The organism is Kitasatospora sp. NPDC059577 (assembly GCF_042735475.1).
Classification (GTDB): Bacteria; Actinomycetota; Actinomycetes; order Streptomycetales; family Streptomycetaceae; genus Kitasatospora.
Window position 1 is genome coordinate 21622 of the sequence record NZ_JBHWBZ010000072.1, and the last position, 3177, is coordinate 24798.

Annotated in this window: 2 protein-coding genes; both read left to right on the top strand. The window is 75.7% G+C overall.

The annotated features are described in order from the left end of the window. The first annotated feature begins 224 nt into the window (after positions 1 to 224). A complete protein-coding gene (locus ACFV0O_RS36245; RefSeq protein ID WP_380348321.1) occupies positions 225 to 1055 on the top strand; it encodes an ABC transporter ATP-binding protein in 831 nt (276 codons plus the stop codon). Beyond that, a complete protein-coding gene (locus ACFV0O_RS36250) occupies positions 1052 to 3034 on the top strand; it encodes an ABC transporter permease (protein WP_380348323.1) in 1983 nt (660 codons plus the stop codon). The genes ACFV0O_RS36245 and ACFV0O_RS36250 overlap by 4 nt, the downstream gene beginning before the upstream one ends. Positions 3035 to 3177: the final 143 nt, after the last annotated feature.

Here is a 3177-nt window from a genome sequence, read left to right on the forward strand (position 1 = left end):
GCCTTTCGTCCTCGCACCGCGTCCATCACACCCCGCCCCCCCCGCCCCCTGCCCCGCCCCCGCCGCCCCCCCCCCCCGCGCCGGCGGGGGCCCGGGCCCCCCCCCCCCCCCCCCCGGGGCTGAGACTGCCTCACCACCACCCCACCGGGGTGCCCCCTTCCCGCCTCACTCCTACCAGAACGTCATACCGCCGTTCCCGAAGACCTGGTAGGAAGTCGATCATCATGAACGACAACGATGTAGTAAGACTGGAGCAGGTCACCCGCTCCTACGGAACCGGCCAGAACACCGTCACCGCGCTGGCCGGAGTCACCCTCGGCTTCGCCCGCGGCAGCTTCACCGCCGTCATGGGACCCTCCGGATCCGGCAAGAGCACCCTGCTCCAGTGCGCCGCCGGGCTCGACCGCCCGGACTCCGGCACCGTCGTCGTCGACGGCATCGACCTCGGCGGCCTCGACGAGACCGCACTGACCGAACTGCGCCGGGAACGCCTCGGCTTCGTCTTCCAGGCGTTCAACCTGCTCGGCGCCCTGACCGCCGAACAGAACGTCGGCCTGCCGCTGCGCCTGGCCGGCCGCAGGCCCGACCCCGCACAGGTCCGGGCCGCCCTGGCCCAGGTGGGCCTCGGCGAGCGGACCGGCCACCTGCCCTCGCAGATGTCCGGCGGACAGCAGCAGCGGGTGGCGATCGCCCGCGCGCTGATCTCCGCCCCGGAGGTGCTCTTCGCGGACGAGCCCACCGGCGCCCTGGACAGCTCCAGCAGCCGCGAGGTACTCACCCTGCTCCGGTCCCTCGTCGACCGGCAGGGCCAGAGCACCATCATGGTCACCCACGACCCGGTCGCCGCCTCCTACGCCGACACCGTGCTCTTCCTCGCCGACGGCCTGGTCGTCGACCGCCTGGAGGACCCGGACCCGCAGACCGTCGCCGCCCGGATGACCGCCCTGGAACAGGCCCGCGAGGAGGCCGCCCCCACCGACCGCGGCGACGAGGCGGGCACCCCCACCGACCGCGCCGACGAGGCGGGCACCCCCGGACACGGTGACCCCCGATGACCGGCTTCCGTCTCCTCCTCCCGGTCGCCGCCGTCTCGATGCGCCGCCGCTGGCCGTCCTTCGTCGGCTCCTTCGTCGCGCTCGCCCTCGGCGTCGCGGTGATGTCCGCCGCCGGGGTGCTCCTCAACACCACCATGGGCGAGGACTCGCTGCCCGGCGCGCCCTCGCTGCACAAGCTGGTGAGCTTCATGGCCGCCATGGCCGGGTTCGTCTCGGTCTTCGTGGTCTCCTCGACCTTCGCCTTCGCCGTCGCCCAGCGCCGCCAGGAGACGGCGATGCTGCGCGCGGTCGGCGCCACGCCCCGCCAGGTCCGGGCCCTGGTCCTCGGCGAGGCCATGGTGGTGGCGCTGTCCGCCGCGGTCACGGGCTGCGCGGCGGGCCTGGCCGTCGCCCCGGCGATCGCCGGCTGGCTGGTCGACCAAGGCGCCGCCCCGAGCGGATTCCACGCCGAACCGGCAGCGCTGCCGCTGCTGCTCGCCGCCTCGGGCGGCCTGCTCGTCGCCCTGCTCGGCGCCTACGCGGCGTCCCGCCGGGCCGGCCGGGTGCGGCCGGTGGAGGCGCTCAACGAGGTCGCCGTCGACCGGAAGGTGATGCCGCCCGTCCGCTGGGTGGCCTCCGGCCTCTTCCTCTGCGTCTTCGGCTACACCCTGTCGACGTTCGTCTCGATGCCCGCCTCGATGCTGGCCGACCCGCAGTCCCGCGATCCGCAGACCACCCCGCAGTTCGCGCTGCTCTTCGACGTCATGGCGGTGCTCGCGGTCGTCCTGGTCGCCCCGATGCTGGTGCCACCGCTGGTGCGCCTGTTCACCGCGCTCGTCCCGCTGCTGCCCGGCGCGGCCGGGCTGATCGCCCGCCAGAACGCCCTCGCCGCGATCCGTCGCACCGTCTCCACCGCGACGCCGGTCTTCCTGGTGATCGGCCTGGCCGGCTCGGTGGTCGGCGGCACGGTGGCGTTCGGCGACGCACTCGCCGCCCAGGGCCGAGCCGCCCTCAAGGCGGGGTACGTGGTCGAGCCGTCCGACGGCCACGCCGTGCCCGCCGACGCCCTGCGCAACCTCGCCGCCCTCCCGGACGCCCGGCTGACCACCGCCGCCACCGTCCGGTTCGACGGCCTGGCCGCCCCGGACCGGCAGCCCGTCCCCGGCCGCCCCGGCGACCTGCCGATCCCGGAGGACGGCCTCGCGGTCGACGGCGACCTGCGCGAGGCCTGGAACCTGACCGCCGACGCCGGTTCGCTCGCCGACCTGCACGGCAGGACGGTCGCGGTCTCCACCGACATGGCCCGGGTCTTCGGCTGGCACGTCGGCGACACCCTGAACGCCCGCCTCGCGGACGGCACCCGGGAGCCGCTGCGGCTGGTCGCCCAGATCGGCCACCTGCTGCCGCACCTGCCCGAGATCGTCGTCCCCCGCGAGGCCGTCCCCGGCCCGGGCACCGTCTCCGTCGCCTACCTGTCCACCGGCGCGGGCCCCGACCAGGTCACGGCCGCGGTGGGCGGCACCGCGGCCCGCGCCACCGCGGGCACGGACTGGATCGGCGCCCACAACGACCGGACCACGAAGAACGGCTGGATCTCCATGCTGGCGATCCTCGGCCCGGCCCTGCTCTACGCGCTGATCGCCATCGTCAACACGATGATGATGTCCACCGGTGACCGCCTGCGGGACTTCGCCACCCTGCGCCTCACCGGCGGCACCCGCCGCCAGGTCCTGCGCGTGGTCGCCGTCGAGACCCTGCTGGTCGTCGCCACCGCGGCGGCCCTCGGACTGGCCGTCACCCTGGTCACCCAGTACGCGACCGTGCTGCTGATCGAGAACCGCGTCCTCGACGCCACCCGCTCCGCAGCCCTCGACCTGCCGTGGACCACCCTCGCCGGAGCCACCGCCGTCTGCCTGGTGCTCGCGCTCCTCGCCAGCCTGCTCCCGGCCCGCCTCGCCCTGCGGATCCGCCCCCTCGACCTCGCGAACGGCCGCCAGTAACCACCCCCGGGGCCCGGGGGGCCCCCCCCCCCCCCCCCCCCCCCCCCCCCCGGGGCCCCCCGGCCCCCCCCCCCCCCCCCAAACACCCCCCCCCCCCCCCCCCCCCCCCCCCCCCACAAGCCCCACCCGCACGCAGTGTCCTA